The following is a 20,683-nucleotide window of genomic DNA, read 5'->3' as shown; positions in this document are numbered from 1 at the left end:
CGCCGCGCACGCGTACGGCTGGAAGTGACCCCGCCTTGTGCGCCCGCGCTCAGCGGCCCGAGCGGATGAGGCCCGTCAGATAGCGCCACAGCGACGAGCGCTGCCGGACGGCCGGATCCGGCACCACGGTTGCGGGCGCCTCGGCCGCCTCGGGCGCCGGACCGGACGCCGGCGGCCGCTGGGGCGCCACGGAGGCGAGTTCGTACCGTACGGGCAGCGAACGCAGGCCACGCATGAACGGGGAGGAGCGCCACGGCAGTTGGTCGGCGGGCAGGGCGAGGTCCACGTTGGAGAACCGCTCGAACAGCCGGCCCACGCCCACCGCCGCGACCGTCGAGGCCAGCTCACGCGCCGGGCACTGACGGGGGCCCGCACCCCACGACAGGTGGGCCCGGGTGCTGATCGTGCTGCCCTGCGCCACGTGGTCGGCGAACAACGGGTCGGCGTGCGCGGCGGCGGAGGAGACCCACACCGGGTCGCCCGCCCGGATGGTGTACCGCCCGAGCGGGGTGTCCCTGGCCGCGAAGCGCGGCACGAAGTTCACCAGCGGCGGCTTGCGCATGACCACCCGGTTCATGGTCTCCCTGACCATCCCGGCGGACAGGCTGGCCCTCACGTCGCCCGCCCCGGAGATCACCTCGACCACGGTGTTGGAGATGAGGATGCCGACGTGGTCGGAGGTCATGCCCAGCAGCATGAACAGCTCCCGGGCCAGCTCGTCGAGGGAGAGGTCGGGGTGCGCGGCCAGCAGGTACGAGGGGAAGTCGTCCCCCGGTTCCTTCAGCTTCACCGCGGCCAGTTCCGCCAGTGTCGCCAGCAGCCGCTCCAGGGCGGGTTCCGCGTCCGGACCCGCGTCCAGGACGCGCCACATGTCCATCAGCGCGTCGTCGCCCTGCGAGCCGGGGAAGCCGAGCAGATGGCTGGCCACCATCAGCGGCAGCGGCCGGGAGAACTGTGCGGACAGGTCCGCGACTCCCGTGCCGCCGCCCTGGCCTATCAAGGTGATCAGTTCGTCGGCGTAGGCGGTGACGGCCGCCTTCAGCCGGTTCGCCTGGGCATGGCGCGGGTCCTGGAACGGCTTGAGGGCCGCGTCCCACGCCGTCCGCAGCGGCCGGTATCCCGGCCCGCCCTGGATCAGGATGTGGTTGACCTCCAGGGACGGGCCGAGAGGCCAGTCGGCCGGCACCCTGCCCTCGGAGCGGGCCCGCCAGTTCTCCAGTCCCTTGGGCCACCCGTCGTCGTCCTGGAGCACCTGGAGCGCCTCGCGGTAGCCCAGCACCAGCCAGGCGGGCACGCCGAGCAGGTCGACCGGCGCGACCGGACCGTGCTGCTGGCGCAGCCGCTCGTACACCAGTGAGGGGCGCGTCTCGTAGTCCCGGGTCAGCAGCGGCTGCGGCGACAACGCCTCCAGCCGAGCGTCCTCCCGCTCTCCGTCCAGATCCACGGACCTGCCGTCGCCCAGGTGGGATTCCGTCACCTTGCCCCCTCCGACACTCCCCGTACCGGCGCACTGTCGGTCGGTAACTCCGAAACGGTGGGGACCCTACCCCACAGTAGGGCCGGTGGAGGACACCGGGGGGTACAAGTCGTCGCGGTGAACACGGTGAGGAACAGGCTCGGTCACAGTGGCGCGGTCAGGGTCGCCCACACGGCGTTGCCGCCGGTGAGCAGCGACCGGTCGACTCCCCAGGCGTCGGCGATCTCCTGGACGAGGAGCAGTCCGCGGCCGTTCTCGTCGTCGGGCCCGGGCTCGCACCGGGGCAGTCCGCGGCCTGTGCCGTCCTGATCGTGCACTTCGAGGCGGAGGCACCCGCCCGTGACGAGCCCCGCGCCGCAGAGGAACCGCGCGCCGACCGTGTGGAGTACGGCGTTGGCGGCCAGCTCCGACACGAGCAGTTCCGCGTCCGCGCGCAGCTCACCGGGCAGGCGCCACGCGATGAGCCGGGCACTCATGGAGTGGCGGGCGGCTCTGACGCTGGAGCGCCGCGCCGGGAGGTCGAGCCAGTGGGACCGATCCGGGCTCGCGGCGTCCATGAGCCGGGGGGAGGAAGTCGTGTGGGGGGACACGGTGTCGCCTTCCATCGTGGGGCGGGCGCAATAAGGAGGAGTAAGGAGGGGAGAAGGGTGAGCGACGGGTCCGGCCCGGGAGCACACGGCTTGGGATCCGAACGTCCGAGCACGCCAACTTTGCCGACTTCTGGGGGAGTTGACGAGGATGTGCTCGTTGCCCGGCGAGATCGCTCACACAAGCAACTATGCTCACAGCCGAGTTCATGCTGCAACTGCCTGCCTGATAATTTCAGGCAGGCGGTTTCTGCCTGGTGGTTTCCGTCTGGCAACATCATCAAGTCACTGTCAGACTCGTGCTCATGACAGCCCCGAGGAGGCAGAGCGTGAGCGAGGCCCGTTCCGGCGCCGGCACCAGCGCACCCACCGTGCTCCGCATGATCCTCGGCAAACGGCTGCAGGACATGCGGCAGGACGCGGGAGTGTCACTGGACGACGCCGCGACGGCCCTGCGCGTGAAGCCCCTGACCATCCGCCGTCTGGAAAAGGCGGAAGTGGCCCTGAAGCCCCTCTACGTCGAGAAGCTGCTGGAGACCTACGGGGCCGGCCACCAGGAGATCGACGAGTTCATCGCGCTGGCCGAGCAGGCCAACAGGCCCGGCTGGTGGCACCCGTACCGCGATGTGCTGCCCGCCTGGTTCACCGCCTACGTGAGCCTGGAGACCGGCGCGAAGACCCTGCGCACGTACGAACCCCACTACGTCACGGGCCTGCTGCAGACCTACGGATACGCACGCGCCCTGCTGCGCGCGGGCTTCCCCCACGACAGTGACGAGGACCTGGAACGGAGGGTCAGTCTGCGGCTGCGCCGCCAGAGCCTGCTGGAGAGACCCGACCCGCCCACCCTGTGGGTCGTGATGGAGGAGGCGGTCCTGCACCGCGCCGTGGGCGGACCCGAGGTGATGCGCGAGCAGATCGACCGGCTCCTCGCGGCGTCGGAACTGGACCACGTCAGCGTCGACATCGTGCCGTTCTCCGCCGGCGCCCATGTCGGGGTGTGCGCCCCCTTCACGTATTTCCGGTTCGAGGAGCGGGAGTTGCCGGACATCGTCTACAGCGAGATCCTCTCCGGCTCCATGTATCTCGACCAGCGCCCCGACGTCGTGGCCCATCTCGAGGCGCACAACCGGATGTCCCTGCTGACCTCCTCGGCGGACAGCAGGGCCCTGTTGCACCGTATGCGCAAGGAGTACTCATGACCACGCCCGACGGCAGTGTGTACAACGGGATGCCCGCGTCGGCCCTCGGCGAGCAGGGCTGGGAGTGTCCGTGGAGCGGTCCCAACGGAGGCCAGTGCGTGGAGACGAAGCAGCTCGCGGACGGCCGCGTGGCCCTGCGGCAGTCGACCGACCCGTCCGGCCCCGCGCTGATCTACACGCCGGAGGAGATCGCCGCGTTCGTCGCGGGAGTCAAACAGGGGCTCGCCGATCATCTGGCGGCCGGCACCTGACGGCCGGCTGAACCGGAGCAGGAGCCGCCGGGAGGCGGGCCCCACGACCCGCCCGGCACGCCGGCTCACCTCACCGAAGGGAACACCATGACCACCCCCCACACCGCGCGGGACATCGACACCAGTCGGCCGCACTCCGCCCGCATGTACGACTACTACCTCGGCGGCAAGGACCACTTCGACATCGACAAGCAGGCGGCCGAGACGGTCGCCGCCGCCTATCCCGGCATCTTCGTGTGCGCCCGCGAGAACCGCGCCTTCATGCACCGGGCCACCCGCGTCCTCGCGCGGGAGCACGGCATCCGCCAGTGGCTCGACATAGGCACCGGCATCCCCACCGAGCCGAACCTGCACCAGGTGGCCCAGGCCGTGGTGCCCGACGCCAGGGTGGTCTACGCCGACAACGACCCCCTCGTCCTCAAGTACGCCGAACGCCTCATGCGCAGCACGCCCCAGGGGCGGACCACCTACCTCGAAGCGGACGTCAACGACCCCGAGGCACTCCTGGGCGCCCCCGAACTCGCCGAGGTCCTGGACCTGAGCCGGCCCGTGGCCCTGTCCCTGAACGCGCTCATGCACTTCGTCACCGACGCCCAGGACCCGTACGGAATCGTCGGCCGCCTGCTGGGCGCCCTGCCTTCGGGCAGCGCCCTCGCGCTGAGCCACTGCACGCCCGAATTCGACCCGGCCACGTGGCAGAAGGTCACCGACATCTACACGAACGCCGGAACTCCCGTGCAGTTCCGTTCCCGCAAGGACGTGGCGCGCTTCTTCGACGGTCTCGACCTCCTCGATCCCGGCATCACCGTCGGCCACCGGTGGCGCCCGGACACCGCGGCGGGCGGGACCACTCCCACGGACGCCGAGGTCAGTCTGTGGACCGGGGTCGGTATCAAGCCGTAGGCACCGCGGCGAGGGGCGCCGGCGTGTTCCCCTCGTGTCCTCCACGGAGAGGGTGTGTGGCTTTTCGGTCATGGTCATGACGTGCACCTGTCGGATTCGGCCGTCCGGTGGCAGGCTGCCTTCCTGACTGCGCGCAGTAACACCCCTGCCTGACCGGGCGGTTGGTCCTCCACCGCCCGGCCCCCTCGCAGAAGGAGACCGCGTGAAAGGCAGCCTCAACAGGCTCGACTCATCCGGCGGCACCCGTGCCCGCCGCACCCTTCTCGGCGTTCTGGCCGGCGTCGCCGCGCTGCTGGCTACGGGTGTCACCGCCGCGCCGCCGAGCGCCGCCGCCCCGGAACCCGGGGTGGTGGCACTCTCGGCGCAGGAGCACGCCCGTGGTTTCTGGACCCCGGAACGGATGCGTGGGGCCGCTCCGCTCGACCTGCTCTCGGTCGACCGCTCCGAGGTGACGGCCTCGTCCCCGCGCGGGGACGAGAAGGCCGTCGTCGCACCCAGTTCGCCGGCGGCCGGCGTCGGGGCACAGGCCATACCCCACAGCGGCGGACCCTGGACCGGGGGCGGCGCCGTGGTGCGGACCGCGGGGCGCGTGTTCTTCACCTACCAGGGCCGTACCGCCTCCTGCTCCGGCAACGCCGTCACGAGCGCCAACAAGAGCACGGTGATCACCGCCGGCCACTGCGTCAAGCTGGAGGGGGCCTGGCACACCAACTGGGTGTTCGTTCCCGGCTACCACGACGGGCAGGCGCCGTACGGCAAGTGGACGGCCGCCAAGACCCTGTCCACCCCGCAGTGGACGGCCAGTGAGGACATCAACTACGACATCGGTGCGGCCGTGGTCGCCCCGCTCGACGGCAAGAAGCTGACCGACGTCGTCGGCGGCCAGGGCCTCGCCTTCAACACCGGCTACAACAAGGCCATGTACGCCTTCGGCTTCCCCGCCGCCGCTCCGTACGACGGCGAGAAGTTCATCTACTGCAGCGGCACCACCTACCGGGACTTCCTGCTGTCCGACGACCACGGCCTGACCTGCGACATGACCGGCGGCTCCAGCGGCGGTCCCTGGTTCACCCAGTTCAACGAGGCCACCGGTACCGGGCTGCAGTCCTCGGTGAACAGCTTCAAGTACAACTTCCTGCCCACGGCCATGTACGGGCCGTACTTCGGCGCGGACGCGCAGAACCTCTACCAGACGGCCCAGTCGTCCTGAGCGACCGTCCCGCCCGTGGCCGGCCGTACGGCAGCGCGGGCGGATCGGCAGCTGCTCCCGCGGAGGGCACCGGCACTGTCTTGACCGAGACCGTGCCGGTGCCCTCCCCCGGGGCCCGGGCCAGGGAGTCAGCCGAGAAAGCTCAGCCGCACGTGACGGTTGGGGTTGTCCTTGTTCGTGTCGACGAGACACACGGACTGCCACGTGCCCAGCTCCAGCCGTCCGTCGACGACGGGCAGCGTGGCGTGCGGGGCCACGAAGGCCGGGAGGACGTGGTCGCGCCCGTGGCCGGGGCTGCCGTGACGGTGCTGCCAGCGGTCGTCCGCGGGGAGCAAGGAGTGGAGCGCGGCAAGGAGGTCGTCGTCACTGCCGGCGCCGGTCTCGATCACGGCCACTCCGGCGGTCGCGTGGGGAACGAAGACGTTGAGCAGACCGCCCCGTCCGGCGGCCACCTCCCGCAGGAACTCCTCGCACTCGTGGGTGAGGTCGACGACCCTCTCCCGGGAACCGGAGGCGACGTTCAGGACTCGTGTGGTGAAAGCATCGGACATGCTTCCATCCTCACGCACCCGACGGCTCTCACGCGCCAGCGACGGCCGGTCCCGTATCGAGGAGTACCACGCGCCGGGCATCGAGCACGTCGTGCCCTCCGGCACGCGCCCTCGGAGGGTACGTGGGACCGTGCCCCGGGAAGATCCATGCCCCCGGCGCGGTTGGTAGAAGCGTGAACAGTATCGGGGTACGAGACGTCGATGTCGTGGTCATCGGCGCTGGGCAGGCCGGACTGTCCAGTGCCTATCACCTGCGGCGCGCCGGCTTCGAACCGGAGCGGGACTTCGTGGTGCTGGACCACGCACCACGTGCGGGCGGAGCATGGCAGTTCCGCTGGCCGTCGCTGACGTACGGCAAGGTGCACGGGATGCACGCGCTGCCCGGCATGGAGCTGACGGGCGCGGACCCCGCGCGCCCCTCGTCCGATGTCATCGCGGAGTACTTCGACACCTACGAACGGACCTTCCACCTGCGTGTACGCCGACCGGTCGACGTGCGCGCGGTACGAGTGGGCGAGGGAGGGCGCCTGCTCGTCGAGACCTCGGCGGGAACGTGGTCGACGCGGGCCCTGATCAATGCGACCGGCACCTGGGACCGGCCGTTCTGGCCGCGCTACCCCGGTCAGGAGAGCTTCCGCGGGCGCCAGTTGCACACGGCGCAGTACCCGGGTCCTGAGGCGTTCGCCGGGCAGCGGGTGGTGGTCGTCGGCGGAGGCGCGTCCGGTACGCAGCATCTGCTGGAAATCGCCCCGTACGCCGCCGCGACCACGTGGGTGACCAGGCGTCCGCCGGTCTTCCGCGAGGGCCCCTTCGATCAGGAGGCCGGGCGGGGGGCCGTCGCGCTCGTCGAGGAGCGAGTCCGGCAGGGGCTGCCGCCGCGGAGCGTGGTGTCGGTGACGGGGCTGCCGCTGAACGACGCGATCCGCCAGGGCATCGCGGACGGGGTGCTCGACCGGCTGCCGATGTTCCACCGCGTCACCCCGGACGGGGTGGAGTGGGACGACGGGCGGCGCGTCGACGCCGACGTCATCCTGTGGGCGACCGGTTTCCGCGCCGCACTCGATCATCTGGCGCCGCTGCGGCTGCGCGAGCCAGGCGGCGGCATCCGTGTCGACGGCACGCGCGTGGTCGCCGATCCACGGATCCATCTGGTGGGGTACGGGCCGTCGGCGAGCACGATCGGCGCCAACCGGGCGGGACGCTCGGCGGTACGGGACATCAAGCGGCTGCTTGCCGAGGAGCCGCTCGCCGCGTGACCTTGTGCCGCGTCATGCCCGGCGAGTGACGCGCCGACGCACGACGCCCCGGCGCGCCATGCCCCGGCGCGGCGTCACCTGGCCGTCGCCCGTGCGCTCTTCCGGTTGCGGTTGAACTCCGCGACGTTTCGCTGGTGCTCCGCGAAACTGGCGGTGAAGCGGGTGTCGCCCGGTTTGACCGTGACGAAGTAGAGCCAGTCCCCGGGGGCCGGGTTGATCGCGGCGCGCAGCGCCTCCTCGCCGGGATTCCCGATCGGCGTGGGCGGCAGGCCCATGCGTTGGTAGGAGTTGTACGGGCTGTTGAGCCTCGTCTCCTTCTCGGTGGTGTCCAGCGTGAAGCGGTTCAGCGCGTAGTTGATGGTCGAGTCCATCTGCAGCGGAATTCCCCGCTCCAGACGGTTGAAGATCACCCTGGCCACCTTGCCCATGTCGGCCTTGCTGGCGGCCTCGGCCTGCACGATGCTCGCGATGGTGACCGCCTGGTAGACGTTCATGGCGTTGCGCTGCGCGCCGGCGGTGACCTGGCCTCCGTTCAGCCGCTGGTTCGCGGTGCCGACCATCGCTGCCAGCAGGGACTCCGGGGTCGTCTGCGCGTCGAGGGAGTACGCCGCCGGGTAGAGGTAGCCCTCCGGGTTGCCCCCTGCCTCGGCCGGGAGTTTCAGCGCAGCCTTGCCCAGGGACTTCTTGGTGGTGCCCGCGGGCAGGGCGAGGGCCTTGTCCACGGCCGCGTAGACCTGGGCCGCCCGCCAGCCCTCGGGGATCACCAGGGATGTGGGGCGCGGCTTCCCACCGCCGATGTCGATGATCAGCAGCGGCACCACCACGGCGGTAGCCGCCACCACGGCTCCGGTCACGATGACGGCGATCCGGCCCCGGCGCGTCAGTCGAACCTTGCTCCGTGACGGACTGTAGATCTGCATGCGGGCACGGTAACCCGAACAAGCTCATAAACCCGGCATATCGTCATCTTGTCGGCTCCGACAGGCGTCACGGTTTCCCCGGCGCCACGACGTGCGTCTCGACGTCACTGTGTCTCGACGTCACTGCGCCTTGGCTGTGTCGGCGCCTGGCCGTCCCGGCGTCTCGGCATCTCAGCGTCTCGGCGTCACGAGCGCGTCGGTTCCAGCCGGGCATCCCGGCGCACGAGGGCCGCGTAGCGCCCGCCCTGTTCCAGCAACTCCTCGTGCGTGCCCCGTTCGACCGCACGGCCGGAGTCGAGGACCACGATCTGGTCGGCGCCGCGGATGGTGGACAGCCGGTGGGCGATGGTCAGCGTGGTCCGGTTGGCCGACAGCGCGTCGATGGCCTCCTGCACAGCGCGCTCCGTGCGGGTGTCGAGGGCACTGGTCGCCTCGTCGAGGATGAGGACGGGCGGGTCGCGCAGGATGGTGCGGGCGATCGCGAGGCGCTGCTTCTCGCCGCCGGAGAACCGGTGGCCGCGCTCACCGACGATCGTGTCGTACCCGTCGGGCAGACCGGCGATGTGGTCGTGGATCTGCGCCGCCTGCGCCGCCGCGCGCAGCTCCTCGTCGGTGGCGTCCGGCTTGGCGAAGCGCAGGTTGTCCGCCACGGAGGCGTGGAAGAGGTACGTCTCCTGGGAGACGACGCCGATCGCGCGCGCGAGCGTGTCGAAGTCGAGGTCGCGCACGTCGACCCCGTCGAGCGTCACGCGGCCGCCGGTGACGTCGTACAGCCGTGGCACCAGGTGGCTGAGCGTGGACTTCCCTGCGCCAGTGGGGCCGACGACGGCGAGGCTGCCGCCGGCGGGGACCGTGATGTCGATGCCGTCGAGTATCGGGCCGCTCTTGTCGTCGTAGTGGAAGGCGACGTTCTCGAACCGGACTTCCCCCTTGACCTGGTCGAGGTGGATCGGGTGTTCCGGCTCGGTGATGTCGATGGGCAGATCGAGGTACTCGAAGATGCGCTGGAAGAGGGCGAGCGAGGTCTGGATCTGGACGCCGGTGGAGAGAAGGCTGACGGTCGGCCGGAACAGGCCCTGCTGGAGCGAGACGAAGGCGACCAGGGTCCCTATCGACACGGCCGGCCCGCCGAACTGGAGAGCCAGTCCCGCCGTCCAGTAGATGACGGCCGGCATCGCGGCCATGACGATGGAGATGACGGCCATGCGCCACCGTCCGGCCATGTTCGACCGCACTTCGAGCTCGACGAGGCCCTCCGACTCCTCGGCGAAGGACTTCGTCAGCGAGTCGGCGCGCCCCATCGTGCGGCCGAGGACGATGCCGCTGACGGACAGCGACTCGGTGACGGTCGCCGCCATGGCGGCCATCTGCTTCTGACGCTGGGTGGTGATCTTCTTGCGCTCCCTGCCGACGCGGCGGCTGATCCACACGAACAGCGGCAGCAGGAGCAGGGAGACGACGGTCAGCCGCCAGTCCAGGGCGACCATCGCGACGATGGTGGCGACGACGCTGGTGAGGTTGGAGACCAACGAGGTGGCGGTGGAGGTGACCGTCGCCTGCATGCCCCCGATGTCGTTGGCGATGCGCGACTGGACCTCCCCGGTGCGGGTCCGCGTGAAGAACGCCAGTGACATGCGCTGCAAGCGGCCGTAGACGGCGGTGCGCAGATCGTGCATGACGCGCTGGCCGACCGTCGTGGAGATCAGGGTCTGCAGCACGCCGAAGACACTGGTGAGGACCGCGCCGAGGATCATGCCGAGCGCGAGCAGGGACAACAGACCCGTCCGGCCCTCGGGAATCGCCGTGTCGAGGATCTCCTTGAGCAGGAAGGGCGTGACGACCGAGACCAGCGACGCGGCGCCGACGAGCAGGCCGACGACGGCGAGGCGGCCGCGGTACGGACGGAAGAGCTTCAGGATGCGGCGCACCTGCCGTGGCTGACCCGGATCGGTGCGCGGAGGTGTCCAGGGTGCGGGTTCGTCGGGGTGCATGGGCTCCTACGTGATGTGTGGACGACCCCGCACCGGGAAAGGACGGAACCGCCGAGACGGGCCGGCCTTTCCGTGCGCAGGGATCAAGCGGTCTGGTGGAGCATAGCTCATTGTTACCTATGTTCACAATGAACAGCGTCCTGATATTGTTCCCGCATGACCACACCCGACGCCGACGGCCTGCTCGCCGAGCAGTTGCTGCGGCTCACCCGCCGCGTGCACCGCATCCAGAAGCGCCATCTGCAGCGGTCCGGACTGGACATCACCCCGGCGCAGTCCCGGCTGCTGCGCACCCTCACGCACTACGGCTCACCTCCACGCATGGCCGACCTGGCCGAGCACCTGGAGGTGGTACCCCGGGCCGTGACGACGCTGGTCGACGGACTGGAGGCGAGTGGGCGGGTGCGCCGCGTACCCGACCCCTCCAACCGGCGAGTGATACGCATCGAGCTGACGGACGAGGGACGCGCGGCCCTGAGAGAGCTGCGAGGCGCCCGCCGGGCAGCGGCGGAGGAGATCCTCGCCCCTCTGGCGGACGAGCAGCGCGAGGTACTGGGCGGCCTGCTGAACACGCTTGTCGACGGCGTGGTCACGGCGGCCGGAGCCGAGCACGGCTGATCGCCGGCGCCGCGCCGGCCGCGCCCGCCCACGACACGGAGCCCGAACTCAACGACAAACGGAGAATTGTCTCCAATTGCTACAGTGGCCCCATGGGGACACCAGGAAACGCCGAGACACCCAAACGGACGCTGCGCGCGGACGCCCTGCGCAACCGCCGGCGGATCGTGGAAGCCGCGAGCGAACTCTTCCAGGAGCGCGGCCTCGGCGTACCGCTGGACGAGATCGCCGAGCGGGCCGGCGTGGGCGCCGGTACCCTCTACCGCCGCTTCCCCACCAAGGAGAGCCTGGTCGAAGCGGTCGCCGAGGACAAACTCCAGTTGTGGGTCACGGCCACCGGCAAGGCACTGGAGCACGAGGATCCCTGGACCGGCTTCACCTCACTGATCGAGTGGATCTGCGCCACGATGGCGGCCGACCGGGGCTTCAGCGACCTGCTCAGCATCCGGCTCACCAACTCGGAGGTGGCGGCGCGGTGTCGCGAGGCCGGCGAACAGGCCATGGCCGACCTCGTCCGCCGGGCCCAGGAAGCCGGCGACCTCCGCTCCGACTTCGTACCGGAGGACTTCCTCCTCTTCCTGATCGCCAACGCCGCCGTGATGCACGTGACCAAGGAGGCCGCGCCTCACGCCTGGCGCCGCCTGCTCGCCTTCCTCCTGGAGGGCTGCCAAGCCGCCCGCACCGGGCCCCTTCCGGCCGCCCCGACACCACTCCAGATGGAACGGGCCCTGCTCGGCAATGCCCAGCTGAAGGGCGTCGGCCCCTGCCCCGGGACCAGCTGAGTCGAACCCCTCCCCGCATTCACCTCAAACACTCTGCCCTCACTGGGGCATGACGACAGACGCGCGGTGTCCCGGGGGCGTTTCGCCCGATGCCAACATCGGCTCCAGCATGTGAGCTGCACCACATACATCCTAAGCGGAGAACATGGTCCGATTATAGTTCACCTGGAGCTGACACCGGGCACGTCCGGCCACGTCGGGCCGCCCACGGCCGGTCAGGAGGCTGCCGTGATCCCCAACTCGCCCAAGAAGGACACGTGGGCACCGCGCGTTCGCCGCCTCGCCTACGACCTTGTCACCGGCCGGGTCCCGCGCCCACCGGACAGGGAGAGACGGCGTCGGCTGCTGCTCGGCACGGCGGCCACGGCCGGGACGCTGTCCGTCTTCCTCCTCCTTCTCGATCTGACGGTGACCCGGAGGACACCCTCCGCAAGCGCTCAGACGGCATCCGCCGGGGAGCTCTCACACCGCTATCGCGAGAGTCTCCTGGACGGCTGGGCCGTCCTCCAGAACGGCGCCGCGCAAGTCCTCCTGCGGCTCGACACCCTCGGCCCCTGGCTGCTGCTCGCGCTCACCCTGCTGTGGTGCGGCCACCGCCTCCACGGCAGGTCATGGAATGTGAGACTGCGGGACGCCGGGGCCTCCCGGTTCCGATGTTGACGCCTTGCCCGGCAGTGCGGAGGGGTCCAGCGCCCAGCGACGGCGCCAGGCCCCTCCGCCGCACTGCCGTCAGGTGCCCGCGGGAGCCTTCGAGGCGTCACCCGGAGCCTCGGCGGCGCTCTTCGGCGACTCGGACCCACCCTCGCCGGCGTCCTTGTCCGCGACGCTCTTCCCCGCGGCGTCCTGCCCCTCGGCGTCCTGCCCCTCGGCGTCCTCGTCCTCCACGAACACGATCTCCCCGTCCAGCATCTTCCTGGCCCTCACCGTGTCGAGCGCCCCTTCCCACTTCGAGACCGCGAACACGGCGACGCAGTTGCCGAGCAGGTTCGTGGCGACGCGCATCGAGTCCATGATGCGGTCGACGCCGAGCAGAAGGGCCACGGCCCCGGCGGGGATGGCGCCGAGCGCGGAAGCGGTGGCCGACAGAGCGAGGAAGGCGGATCCCGGAATGCCCGCCATACCCTTGCTGGTCAGCATGAGGACCAGGATCACGGTGATCTGCTGGCTCAGACTGAGGTCCACGCCCACGGCCTGGGCGATGAAGAGCGTGCCGATGGACAGGTAGATGGAGGCGCCGTCGAGGTTGAAGGAGTAGCCAGTGGGCAGCACCAGGCCCACGGCGTCGTCGCGGGTGCCCGCCTGGCGCAGCTTCTGCATCATGCGCGGCATGACGGTCTCGCTGGAGGCCGTGCCCAGCGCGAGCAGCATCTCCTCCCGCGTGTAGCGCACGAACTTCCACAGGTTGAGCCCTGTGACCAGCTTCAACGCGAGACCGAGCAGGACGAGGAAGACGGCGGCGACGGCGTAGCAGAGGACGATGAGCTTGCCGTACGTCTCCATCACCCCGAGGCCGTACTCGCCCACGAGGTGGACCATCGCGCCGAACACGGCGAGCGGTGCCAGCTTCATCACGAAGCCGACGATCGCGAAGATGATCTCCTGGGCCTGCTCGATGGCCGGCAGGATCGCGGGGACCTTGGTGTGGCCGAGATGCAGCAGCGCGGCACCCACCAGGCAGGCGAGCACCAGGACCTGGAGCAGCGAGTTCTCCGCGAACGCACCGATCGCGCTCTGCGGCAGCGCGTTCAGGATGAACTCGGTGGTGGACGGCAGCGCACCGCCGGCGGTCTTGTCGTCGACCGCGGAGGCGTCGAGCTTCGACGGGTCGACGTTCATCCCGGCGCCGGGGGCGAAGACGTTGGCGGCGATGAGGCCGATGAGCAGCGCGGCCGTGGAGGCCACCTCGAACCAGATCAGGGCCTTGAGGCCGATCCGCCCGAAGGCCTTGAGGTTTCCGGCCTTGGCGATGCCGACGACGACCACGCAGAACACGAGCGGCGAGATCACCGTCTTGATGAGGCGCACGAAACCGTCGCCGAGCGGCTGGAAGGTCGTGGCCGTGTCCGGCCACAACCTCCCGACGACGATGCCGAGCACCAGGGCGACGGCGACCTGGGCGAACAGTGAGGTACGCAGTATGCGTGCGACGCGTCGCGGCAGGGACGGTACGGACTGCGGCACGAGCACTCCTCCGACGAGACTTTCTGGCATGCGGAAAAGTGCTTCCGCGCCGATCACTATTGAGGAGTTGCCGCTCGTGGAGAAGACCCCCGCGTTTCCGCCGCGTAAATCTCCGAACAGGCTTCACATCACACGCATTTCATCTCAACAGCCGTCGCTGTCCTCCGTCAGCACGCCCTGCGCGGTGACCAGAGAACGGTCGTAGCAGCCGCCCGACCCGAACAGCCGGTAGCGCTCGCTGGTCGTACCGACCGCGTGGCGCTGGTCGCGCGGCACGTTCGCCGTATACGTGGCGTCGCCCGTGTACGTGTCGTCGAGCAGGGACCAGGCGGTACGCCGCCCACCGCGCATCTCGGTCACCGCCGCCTGGTCACCGAGGGTCAGGACCGTTCTCAGCCGGTCACCCGCGCCGAGGGTCGTCGTGCCGTCCATCGTGTACGTACGGTGCGTCCGCGTCGTCCGGGCCGGTCCGCGCCCGTCCACGGTGACCGTCTCGTTGTCGGTCCAGGTCGCCTTCAGGCCGTCCGGGTTCTCACCGTCCGCCCATGTGTGCACGGAGGCGTTCGTCAACGCGCGACTCACCGTCGTCGTCACCCGTCCGTGTGAGGTGTGGACGTAACCGGCGACCGTCAGCCGGTGGCCGCCCTCGGTGTCGAGCCGGTGTTCGGAACCGGGCGTGTAGGCCGAGGAGTTCGCGAGATCCCCGGCCCTGACCCCGGTGAGCCCACCACTGACGTGCTTGCTCTTGGCGTCCTGCCAGACGAGGACGTTGACCGGCGCACTCCAGCCCGTCTGCCCCTCGGGAACGCCGACGACCGAGACCTCGACCCGGTGCGGGCGGCCGTCGTTGAGGAGCCCGGCGAAGGGTGTGAGGTCGTACTCGACGGGCTTGATGTCGAAGGCGCGGGGCCCCGGAATCACGTACCAGAGGAAGGGGTTGGACCAGCCGCCGGTCCACACGGTCGGGAACGGCGCGGCGATGCCCGCCAGTTGACCGTCCACCTTGATCTGCACCTCGCGGTACGGCCCGTTGTCCGCCTTGCAGGAGTACGGTGCCGGGTCGGGCACCGTCAGGTACCAGTACTCCTCGCAGCCGCCGCCGGAGCCGGTGGCGTACACCTCCGCGACGACGCGTTCACTGTTGCGGGGTGTGGTGAGGGTGCCGTCGTGAAGAGTGAGGACCTGGTCGGGGGTCCTGGCCGCGTCCGGCCTGCCCGCGTAGAAGGTCAGCGTGACCTTGACGTCGAGGATGCCCGTGTAGGTGTCGTCGACGACGTTGCCGATGAGCATCTCCACGGGCTGCGCGGTGCGCAGGGTGTCGCCGTAGCGCGTGACGTCCTTCTCGACGGACCACTCGATGCCGTCGGGCGAGGGCTGCGGGGTCGACGTGCGGAAGACCTCGACGCCGCCGATGTGCAGATAGCCGAGCCGGTCGTACTGGCGGCCCTTGACCTTGCCGTCGAGGCGGAGGACCACTGTGCTCCAGCGGTCGCCGCATCCGCGCGGGGGCTCGTACGTCCCCCTGTACGGCGTGAAGTCCTTGAACTGCGCCTCGGCGACGGTTACTTCACAGGCCTTGCCGCCGGGCTTCGGGACCGGCGGTGCGGCCGTGACCGGGTCGTGCCAGTCGGTGCCGAACTCGGCGGGCACGTCGGCGGAGGAGGCCGGCTGTGCGGGGCTCGCTCCCAGGAGGGTGCTCGCCAGGAGGGTCGCTCCGGCGATCATGGACATGATGATCCGGCATCTCATGGCGGTGTTCTACGGGGAGTTGACCCGTACCGCAATGACACCTCAGGTCACATGCGCCGCGACAGGTCACCTGCGCACGCGACGAGCCCTCAGGGCGCTCATGCCTTCAGCTCCGCCTTGTCCCCCATGACGATCACGGGGTGCTGGGCCGGATCGAGAGTGCGCAGCAGGTACTTCATGCCGGACTTGGACAGGCTCACGCACGCGGACGTACCGCTTCCGTGGTCCATGTGCAGCCAGATGCTGCCGCCCTTGGACTGGCCCTCGGGGCGGGTGGGGTCGTTCGGCGAGGTGCCCTTGACGCGGTTGTAGTCGATGGCGATGACGTAGTCGAAGTCGTGCCAGTGCGACTTGGCCCAGTAGTGCGGCGCCTGGAAGGACGCCGACTCGGTGTACGGGAGCTTCGCGCCGGGGTCGGGGAGGACGCCGCCCGCGTCGCTGAGCGAGAACACGCCGACAGGACTGCGCTTGTCGCCCTCACGGTGGTTCGTGGTCCATCCCTTCTTACCGTTGTGGCCCTTCCAGCTGCGGGTCTTGTCCCAGGTGGAGCCGTTCTTCGTGTAGAGGACGATCGTTGAGTCCGCGTCGTCCCTGCCCTCGCCGTAGACGGCCACCACCTGCCGCGAGTTGGCCGGTATCTGCCCCCGCAGGCGGTCACTGACGCCCGGAATGCTCCTGAGGTCGGTGGTGCGCGCCTTGGCCTGTCCGGTCCGGCCCTTGCCGCTCGCGCCGGACGTGGCCTCGCCACTCCCGCCCGAACCTCCGCACGCCGCCAGGGACATCACCATCACGCCGCAGACCGCCGCCGCCATCCGCGTGCGCATCACGCCGTTCGCACCGCCTGTACCCATGCCGACCATGGTCGCACCACACGGAGGACCGCTGCCGGCACCCCCCGGCCTTTCCGGCCATATGCGGTCGGTACAGGACAGAACTTTGCCGCGCGACGGAAAATCGTTTGCCTTCGACCACGGAATGACGCGAGCCTTTCACGGTTTGTTGCCGGCCTGCGCTCCGGTGGTCGCCGCTCGTCTTCGTCGGCGCCCTCCGGTTTGCTTGTGCCTCCCCCACCTCTCACCCCCACCTGATGCGAGCCACTGGGACGTCATGCAGATCCAAGACCTTCCGTATCCCGACCCGGGTGTGCCGGACGCGCACTCTGGGCCCCGATTCCTGCGGTGGCTCTTCCTGAACCAGCTCGACGGACAGCTCAAGTCCCTCGCCTGGGGGCTGCTGCACTTCACCGCCGTCTGTGGGCTGCCGTTCTGCGTGGGCCTCGCGGTGCAGGCCGTCGTCGACCGCTCCGGTTCCCGGCTGGCGCTGACCGGCGGGCTGATGGCTCTGTGCGCGGCGGGCATCGCACTGGGCGAGACCTTCCTGCACCGTGCCGCCGTCACCAACTGGATCACCGCCGCCGCGCGCGTGCAGCAGCTCCTGGCCCGCAAGACGGCCCAGCTGGGCTCGGCGTTGACGCGGCGCGTGGCGGCCGGTGAGGTCGTCGCGGTCTCCACTGGCGACGTGGAGAAGATCGGCTGGTTCGTGGAGGCCCTGTCCCGGTTCACCGCGGCCGCGCTCACCGTGGTGCTGGTCTGTGTCGGCCTCGCTGTCTACCAGCCCGCGCTCGGCATCGTTGTCGCCGTGGGCGTCCCTGTCCTCGCGCTCGCCGTGCTGCCCCTGCTGCCCAAGGCGACCCGGCGCGCCGACCACCAGCGGGAGAAGGCGGGCCGTGCCACCGAACTCGCCTCGGACACGGTCGCCGGTCTGCGGGTGCTGCGCGGCATCGGCGGTGAGGAGCTGTTCCTGGAGCGCTACCGCCGGGCCTCACAGGAGGTACGGCACGCGGCGGTGCGCAGCGCCCGCATGTGGGCCCTCATCTCCGCCATCCAGGTGCTGATGCCGGGTCTGCTGATGATCGCGGTCGTCTGGTACGGCGTGCATCTGGCCCGCGAGGGCCGGGTCACCGTGGGTGAACTCGTGACTGTGTACAGCTCGGTCATGCTGCTGACGTATCCGTTGCGGCACTTCGAGGAGATCGCCATGGCGTACTCCTTCTCGCGGCCGTCCGCCAAGCGTGCCGCCCGGGTGCTGTCGCTGGAGCGCGCCACGGACACCGAGGGCTCGCGGGAGGCGGTCGTCCCGTCCGGCGACCTGTACGACCCGGCGACCGGACTCCTCGCTCCCGCCGGCCGGTTCACCGCCGTGGTGTGCGGCGACCCGGATGCGGCGGGGCTGCTGGCGGAGCGGCTGGGCGGGCATCCGGCCGAGGAGGGCACCTCGGTGCTGCTGGGCGGCGTTCCGCTCGACGAACTGCCGCTGCCCAGCGCCCGTACGGCCGTCCTGGTCCAGGACAAGGACCCCGTGCTGTTGTCCGGTTCGCTGCGCGAGTTGCTCGACGTGCCGGCCTCGGGCGAGGTGAGCGCCGACGAGGCGCTGGCCGCGGCCCAGTGCGGGGACGTCCTGGACGCGCTCGCCCAGGGCTCGCTGGACGCCGAGGACCCGCTGGACGCGCGCATCACCGAGCGCGGCCGGTCCCTGTCCGGCGGCCAGCGGCAGCGGCTGGCGCTGGCCCGGTCGCTGATCACGGACCCGGAGGTGCTCGTCCTTGACGAGCCGACGTCCGCCGTCGACTCGCACACCGAGGCCCGGATCGCCGAAGGGGTCCGGGCACTGCGCGCGGGCCGCACGACGGTCGTGTTCACGTCCTCTCCGCTGTTGCTGGACCGTGCCGACCGGGTCGTGCTGGTCCACGACTCGGAGGTCGTGGCCGTGGGCGTGCACCGCGAGCTGGTGCACAGCGAGCCGCGGTACCGGGCGGTCGTGACCCGCGAGACGGAGGACGAGGCCGCGCTGCGCGAGGCCCTCGACATGGAGCGGGTGGAAGAGAGCGTCCCGCACGTCGAGGAAGACCAAGAACAACAGGAACACCAGGAACACCAGGAAGCGGGCCGGGAAATTGCCGCCGTACGCGGCCCGGCCGCGCGCGGCGTACGGGAAGAGATCGAGGAGACAGCATGATCGGCGTGGCGCCACCGGCGTACGACCCGGCCACCCCGACCACGGCGAACACCCTGCCCGTGGGCGCGCCCGCGACCGTACGCGCCTATGTGACCGAGTTGCTCCGCCGGCACCGGCGTGCCTTCGTCCTTCTCGTCAGTGTGAACACGCTCGCTGTCGTGGCATCGATGGCCGGGCCCTGGCTGCTCGGCGATCTGGTCGAGCGCGTCTCCGACGGCGCCCGGGAGCTGCACCTGGAGCTCACGGCGGCACTGTTCCTCGTCGCACTCGTGGTCCAGGCCGTGTTCGTGCGGCAGCTGCGGCTGCGCGGCGCCATGCTCGGCGAGCGGATGCTGGCCGATCTGCGCGAGGACTTCCTCGTGCGGTCGGTGGGGCTGCCGCCGGGCGTGCTGGAGCGGGCGGGGACGGGTGACCTGCTGTCCCGGATCACCACGGACATCGACCGGCTCGCCAACGCGATGCGTGAAGCGGTGCCCCAGCTCACGATCGGTGTGGTGTGGGCGGGGCTGCTGCTCGGCGGGCTCGCCGTGACCGCGCCGCCGCTCGCGCCCGCCGTGCTGCTGGCTCTGCCGCTGCTGGTGGTGGGCTGCCGGTGGTACTTCAGGCGGGCGCCCTCCGCCTACCGGTCGGAGGCCGCCGGGTACGCCGCCGTGGCCGCCGTCCTCGCGGAGACCGTGGACGCCGGCCGTACGGTCGAGGCGCACCGGCTCGGCGAGCGGCGCATCGCGCTGTCTGATCGCCGCATCCGGGAGTGGACGGCGTGGGAGCGCTACACGCTCTGGCTGCGGTCGGTGCTGTTCCCCGTCGTCAACATCACGCATGTCACGGTCCTCGGTTCGGTCCTGATGATCGGCGGCGTGTTCGTGCTGCAGGGGTGGATCGGGATCGGCCAGCTCACGACGGGCGCGCTCATCGCGCAGATGCTCGTGGACCCGGTGGGCCTGATCCTGCGCTGGTACGACGAGCTGCAGGTCGCCCAGGTGTCGCTGGCCCGGCTGGTGGGCGTGCGCGACATCGAGCCGGAGGCCGGTGACGGCTCCGTCGTCCCCGACGGACGCCATGTGCACGCCGACAAGGTCCGCTTCGGGTACCGCCCCGACGTCGACGTCCTGCGCAAGGTCTCCCTTGAGGTGGCCCCGGGCACCCGGCTCGCCCTCGTCGGCCCGTCCGGCGCGGGCAAGTCCACGCTGGGCAGGCTGCTCGCCGGGATCTACGCGCCCCGCGACGGCCGTATCACCCTCGGCGGCGCCGAGCTGTCCCGTATGCCGGCCGAGGACGTCCGTTCCCATGTGGCACTGGTCAACCAGGAGCACCACGTCTTCGTGGGCTCGCTGCGCGACAACCTGCTGCTGGCCCGCACGGGTGCGCAGGACGCCGAGCTGTGGGCGGCCCTCGGCGCGGTCGACGCGGACGGCTGGGCCCGCGCACTGGACGAGGGCCTCGACACCGAGGTCGGCTCGGGAGGGCTCGCGCTGACCCCGGCGCAGGCGCAGCAGATAGCGCTGGCCCGGCTGGTCCTGGCCGACCCGCACACGCTGGTCCTGGACGAGGCCACCTCGCTCCTCGACCCGCGCGCGGCCCGCCACCTGGAGCGCTCCCTCGCCCGCGTCCTCGACGGCCGCACCGTCGTCGCCATCGCCCACCGCCTGCACACCGCCCACGACGCCGACGTCATCGCCGTCGTCGAGAACGGCCGCATCACCGAGCTGGGCAGCCATGACGAGCTCGTGGCGGCGGAGGGGGCGTACGCGGCGCTGTGGAGGTCCTGGCACGGGTGACGGGGCCGGGCCCGGCGGGAGGGCACGGATGCCGGTGTCCGGCTCCGGGGTGCCCGGAGCGGAGACCCGCCGTACCCGGCGGGACCGGCACGAGTGACGGGACCGGAGACCCGCCATGCCCGGCAGGACCGGCCAGGGTGACCCGACCGGAGACCCGCCATGCCCGGCAGGACCGGCCAGGGTGACCCGACCGGAGACCCGCCATGCCCGGC

At 70.6% G+C, this 20,683-nt stretch carries 18 protein-coding genes; 10 read left to right on the top strand and 8 right to left on the bottom strand.

The genetic code is table 11. The features are described 5' to 3' along the window. Positions 1-49: 49 nt before the first annotated feature. Positions 50-1,462, bottom strand: coding sequence for a cytochrome P450 (locus tag ACZ49J_RS14690; protein WP_467448288.1), 1,413 nt, complete (start codon positions 1,460-1,462; stop codon positions 50-52). A gap of 158 nt (positions 1,463-1,620) precedes the next feature. Further along, positions 1,621-2,067, bottom strand: a complete 447-nt coding sequence (locus ACZ49J_RS14685) for an ATP-binding protein (RefSeq protein WP_467448087.1) — start codon at positions 2,065-2,067, stop codon at positions 1,621-1,623. 326 nt (positions 2,068-2,393) lie between these two features. Here ACZ49J_RS14685 and ACZ49J_RS14680 point away from each other — a divergent pair, with 326 nt between their 5' ends. The 4 genes from ACZ49J_RS14680 to ACZ49J_RS14665 all read left to right on the top strand — a co-directional run bounded on the left by ACZ49J_RS14680 (position 2,394) and on the right by ACZ49J_RS14665 (position 5,630). Beyond that, entirely contained in the window at positions 2,394-3,266 is an 873-nt protein-coding gene (locus ACZ49J_RS14680; RefSeq protein ID WP_467448085.1) for a helix-turn-helix domain-containing protein, read from the top strand. Beyond that, positions 3,263-3,517, top strand: coding sequence for a DUF397 domain-containing protein (locus ACZ49J_RS14675; protein WP_467448082.1), 255 nt, complete (start codon positions 3,263-3,265; stop codon positions 3,515-3,517). The genes ACZ49J_RS14680 and ACZ49J_RS14675 overlap by 4 nt, the downstream gene beginning before the upstream one ends. 87 nt (positions 3,518-3,604) lie before the next feature. Continuing rightward, positions 3,605-4,420, top strand: a complete 816-nt coding sequence (locus tag ACZ49J_RS14670) for an SAM-dependent methyltransferase (RefSeq protein ID WP_467448081.1) — start codon at positions 3,605-3,607, stop codon at positions 4,418-4,420. A 202-nt stretch (positions 4,421-4,622) separates the two neighbouring features. After that, the gene (locus ACZ49J_RS14665; RefSeq protein ID WP_467448080.1) at positions 4,623-5,630 is read left to right on the top strand and encodes a trypsin-like serine peptidase; all 1,008 of its coding nucleotides are present in this window, start codon (positions 4,623-4,625) and stop codon (positions 5,628-5,630) included. Positions 5,631-5,758: 128 nt separating this feature from the next. Here the strand turns inward: ACZ49J_RS14665 and ACZ49J_RS14660 are convergent, their stop codons facing one another. Further along, complete coding sequence (locus tag ACZ49J_RS14660; protein ID WP_467448078.1) at positions 5,759-6,181, bottom strand: secondary thiamine-phosphate synthase enzyme YjbQ; 423 nt, start codon at positions 6,179-6,181, stop codon at positions 5,759-5,761. A gap of 173 nt (positions 6,182-6,354) precedes the next feature. Between ACZ49J_RS14660 and ACZ49J_RS14655 the strand changes: the two genes are divergently transcribed. Further along, on the top strand, positions 6,355-7,437 hold the full coding sequence (locus ACZ49J_RS14655; RefSeq protein ID WP_467448077.1) for an NAD(P)-binding domain-containing protein: 1,083 nt from the start codon (positions 6,355-6,357) through the stop codon (positions 7,435-7,437). Positions 7,438-7,511: 74 nt separating this feature from the next. Here the strand turns inward: ACZ49J_RS14655 and mltG are convergent, their stop codons facing one another. Further along, entirely contained in the window at positions 7,512-8,357 is an 846-nt protein-coding gene (gene mltG / locus ACZ49J_RS14650) for an endolytic transglycosylase MltG (protein ID WP_467448074.1), read from the bottom strand. Between the two features lie 185 nt (positions 8,358-8,542). Beyond that, positions 8,543-10,348 carry an ABC transporter ATP-binding protein gene (locus ACZ49J_RS14645; RefSeq protein ID WP_467448071.1) on the bottom strand — a complete coding sequence of 602 codons (1,806 nt, stop codon included), beginning with the start codon at positions 10,346-10,348 and terminating at the stop codon, positions 8,543-8,545. A gap of 156 nt (positions 10,349-10,504) precedes the next feature. Between ACZ49J_RS14645 and ACZ49J_RS14640 the strand changes: the two genes are divergently transcribed. From ACZ49J_RS14640 to ACZ49J_RS14630, 3 genes are all read left to right on the top strand, one after another. Next, complete coding sequence (locus tag ACZ49J_RS14640) at positions 10,505-10,966, top strand: MarR family winged helix-turn-helix transcriptional regulator (RefSeq protein ID WP_467448070.1); 462 nt, start codon at positions 10,505-10,507, stop codon at positions 10,964-10,966. Positions 10,967-11,058: 92 nt separating this feature from the next. After that, entirely contained in the window at positions 11,059-11,748 is a 690-nt protein-coding gene (locus ACZ49J_RS14635; RefSeq protein ID WP_467448069.1) for a TetR/AcrR family transcriptional regulator, read from the top strand. Between the two features lie 228 nt (positions 11,749-11,976). Then, positions 11,977-12,408 carry a hypothetical protein gene (locus tag ACZ49J_RS14630; RefSeq protein WP_467448068.1) on the top strand — a complete coding sequence of 144 codons (432 nt, stop codon included), beginning with the start codon at positions 11,977-11,979 and terminating at the stop codon, positions 12,406-12,408. A gap of 69 nt (positions 12,409-12,477) precedes the next feature. Here ACZ49J_RS14630 and ACZ49J_RS14625 read toward each other — a convergent pair whose 3' ends face one another. From ACZ49J_RS14625 to ACZ49J_RS14615, 3 genes are all read right to left on the bottom strand, one after another. Beyond that, positions 12,478-13,929, bottom strand: coding sequence for a cation:dicarboxylate symporter family transporter (locus ACZ49J_RS14625; protein ID WP_467448067.1), 1,452 nt, complete (start codon positions 13,927-13,929; stop codon positions 12,478-12,480). A gap of 144 nt (positions 13,930-14,073) precedes the next feature. After that, complete coding sequence (locus tag ACZ49J_RS14620) at positions 14,074-15,678, bottom strand: peptide-N4-asparagine amidase (RefSeq protein WP_467448065.1); 1,605 nt, start codon at positions 15,676-15,678, stop codon at positions 14,074-14,076. A gap of 98 nt (positions 15,679-15,776) precedes the next feature. After that, positions 15,777-16,529 carry a hypothetical protein gene (locus ACZ49J_RS14615; RefSeq protein ID WP_467448063.1) on the bottom strand — a complete coding sequence of 251 codons (753 nt, stop codon included), beginning with the start codon at positions 16,527-16,529 and terminating at the stop codon, positions 15,777-15,779. A gap of 256 nt (positions 16,530-16,785) precedes the next feature. Between ACZ49J_RS14615 and ACZ49J_RS14610 the strand changes: the two genes are divergently transcribed. Together ACZ49J_RS14610 and ACZ49J_RS14605 are read left to right on the top strand one after the other, a co-directional pair. Continuing rightward, a complete protein-coding gene (locus tag ACZ49J_RS14610; RefSeq protein ID WP_467448060.1) occupies positions 16,786-18,693 on the top strand; it encodes an ABC transporter ATP-binding protein in 1,908 nt (635 codons plus the stop codon). Further along, complete coding sequence (locus ACZ49J_RS14605) at positions 18,690-20,471, top strand: ABC transporter ATP-binding protein (protein ID WP_467448058.1); 1,782 nt, start codon at positions 18,690-18,692, stop codon at positions 20,469-20,471. Before ACZ49J_RS14610 ends, ACZ49J_RS14605 begins: the two co-directional genes overlap by 4 nt. The last annotated feature ends 212 nt before the right edge of the window (positions 20,472-20,683 follow it).

It is taken from the genome of Streptomyces sp. NPDC030840, from assembly GCF_055572015.1.
This window is presented reverse-complemented; position numbering and strand designations above follow the sequence as displayed.

Coding starts and splice junctions, on each gene's coding strand:
- ACZ49J_RS14675 (WP_467448082.1), top strand. CDS start 3,263: ATGACCACGCCCGACGGCAGTGTGTACAACGGGATGCCCGCGTCGGCC.
- ACZ49J_RS14670 (WP_467448081.1), top strand. CDS start 3,605: ATGACCACCCCCCACACCGCGCGGGACATCGACACCAGTCGGCCGCAC.
- ACZ49J_RS14660 (WP_467448078.1), bottom strand. CDS start 6,181: ATGTCCGATGCTTTCACCACACGAGTCCTGAACGTCGCCTCCGGTTCC.
- mltG (WP_467448074.1), bottom strand. CDS start 8,357: ATGCAGATCTACAGTCCGTCACGGAGCAAGGTTCGACTGACGCGCCGG.
- ACZ49J_RS14645 (WP_467448071.1), bottom strand. CDS start 10,348: ATGCACCCCGACGAACCCGCACCCTGGACACCTCCGCGCACCGATCCG.
- ACZ49J_RS14640 (WP_467448070.1), top strand. CDS start 10,505: ATGACCACACCCGACGCCGACGGCCTGCTCGCCGAGCAGTTGCTGCGG.
- ACZ49J_RS14635 (WP_467448069.1), top strand. CDS start 11,059: ATGGGGACACCAGGAAACGCCGAGACACCCAAACGGACGCTGCGCGCG.
- ACZ49J_RS14620 (WP_467448065.1), bottom strand. CDS start 15,678: ATGAGATGCCGGATCATCATGTCCATGATCGCCGGAGCGACCCTCCTG.
- ACZ49J_RS14615 (WP_467448063.1), bottom strand. CDS start 16,529: ATGGGTACAGGCGGTGCGAACGGCGTGATGCGCACGCGGATGGCGGCG.
- ACZ49J_RS14610 (WP_467448060.1), top strand. CDS start 16,786: ATGCAGATCCAAGACCTTCCGTATCCCGACCCGGGTGTGCCGGACGCG.
- ACZ49J_RS14605 (WP_467448058.1), top strand. CDS start 18,690: ATGATCGGCGTGGCGCCACCGGCGTACGACCCGGCCACCCCGACCACG.